Here is a 1874-nt window from a genome sequence, read left to right as displayed (position 1 = left end):
GCTCCGAGTACGGCGCAGCACCGGAGCCCTTCGCCCTGCCCGGGGTGCGCGGCACTGTTGAAGGCTGGGTCGCCATGGCGCCCCGGAATCTCGCCGTGCTGCTTGGCCTGCCCTGGCCTTTGGCCGCCGTGGCCAGCGCCCTGGCCGGGCCCGCTGACGTCCGCCGCCTGGTGCGGGACGCCTCGGAAGCGCCGGGGCTCGTGTTCCTCAAGCCCCGCCCCGTCAGCATCGTGGGCCGGGAGACGTTTACGGCCGACGTCGACCTCTCACCGGCCGGGCTGCTGCGGCGGGCCGGGGCAGTGGGAGAGCAAGGCGGCCGGATCGAGGTTATCGAGGTCGACGGCGAATCCCGGCCCGCGTGGGTGGTGATCATCCCCGGAACCCAGCAGGGCGCCCTGCCGGAAGGAACCAACCCCTTTGACCCCGCCGGAATCGCCGAGGCCCTGGGCTATGACTCGGCGTCGACGGCGCAGGCCATCAGGGAGGCGCTGCGGCAGGCCGGGGCCGAGGCCGGCGATCAGCTCGTGGCCGTCGGCTACAGCCAGGGCGGGATCCACGCAATGAATCTCAGCAAGGACCGTGCTGTCCTGGCCGAGTACGACCTCAAGTTCGTGCTGACCGCGGGCTCGCCGGTGGGCGGGATCAGCCCCGCGCCGGGGATCCGCAGCCTGCACCTCGAACATGAGCAGGACTGGGTGCCGGGGGCAGACGGACTGGCGAACCCGGACACCAGGGACCGGGTGACCGTGACCCTCACCAACCCGCTGGCGGTGCCGCCGCCACAGGATTTCGGCCTGGGTCCCGGGCACCGGCTGGAGAATTACGCTGACGGGCAGGAAGGAAGCTCGCCACGAGGGACACCAGACTGATGATGATGGCGGCGAACACGGCAGTCCAGAAGAACGAGTCGATGGTGAAGTGCACAGTGGTGTAGCTGCTGATCCAGGAGGTCAAGTAGAGCATCGCGGCGTTGATGACCACGGTGAACAGGCCCAGGGTGAGGATAGTGATCGGCAGCGAGAGGAGGCTGACAATGGGCTTGACGAAGGCATTGACCAGACCGAAGATCAAGCCGATGAACAGGTAGCCCAAGATGATGCTGATGGTGCCGTCACTCTGGGTGGAAATATCCAGCCCGGTGAGGATCCAGCAGGCGATTGCAAGGGCCAGCCCGTTGATGATGACTCGTACGATGATTGAGCGCATGGCCCCATGCTGTCATACGCCCGGCGGCGACGGCAGGGACCATATTCCCCATGTCAGCAACGGCTATCCCCTACGGACAGCAATCGGCTCCCGCAACTGCGGCAGCGACCCGAAGTAGGCTAGTTGGCATGACTTCATCAGAGAATCCGGCCGGGGGCATCAGGCCCCGTCCGGTGGTAGACCTCCTCCCCCGCTACGCGGCCGGAAAACCCCCCGTCCCCGTGGAAGGCCTGACCAGCTACAAGTTGTCCTCCAACGAGAACCCGTTGCCCCCGATCCCTGCAGTGCAGCAGGCCATCGCGGCGCAGACCGATTTCAACCGCTACCCCGATCCGCTCAGCAGCAGGCTGCGTGAAGCGCTCGCCCGCTTCCTGGATGTTCCCGCCGAGGACATCGTCACGGGCGCCGGCAGCTTGGGCGCCCTGAACCAGCTGCTGACCACCTTCGCCGGCCAGAACGACGACGGCAAGGCCGACGAGGTCATCTACGCCTGGCGCTCGTTCGAGGCCTACCCGATCTGCGTAGGACTGGCCGGCGCCGAGAGCGTCCGGATCCCGCTGACATCCGACGGGCGGCATGACCTGGACGCCATGGCCGCCGCAGTGACTGCGCGGACCCGGATGATCCTGCTGTGCACGCCCAACAACCCCACCGGACCCATCCTGACG

The 1874-nt window shown here is 67.4% G+C and carries 1 protein-coding gene and 2 pseudogenes; 2 read left to right on the top strand and 1 reads right to left on the bottom strand.

Annotated features, from left to right (window positions below; genetic code table 11):
- Positions 1-869: pseudogene (locus LQV45_RS29120) on the top strand (hypothetical protein); the annotation flags it as partial.
- Here LQV45_RS29120 and LQV45_RS29115 read toward each other — a convergent pair.
- A pseudogene (locus tag LQV45_RS29115) lies at positions 823-1206 on the bottom strand (phage holin family protein); the annotation flags it as partial. The pseudogenes LQV45_RS29120 and LQV45_RS29115 overlap by 47 nt on opposite strands.
- A gap of 128 nt (positions 1207-1334) precedes the next feature.
- Between LQV45_RS29115 and LQV45_RS29110 the strand changes: the two are divergent.
- Positions 1335-1874, top strand: a 540-nt coding sequence (locus LQV45_RS29110) for an aminotransferase class I/II-fold pyridoxal phosphate-dependent enzyme (protein ID WP_230010521.1), incomplete at its 3' end; no start/stop codon positions are given.

This window comes from Microbacterium sp. Bi128, assembly GCF_918698205.1.
Note: the sequence above shows the minus strand (reverse complement) of the source record. Positions and strands in the feature narration are given on the sequence as shown.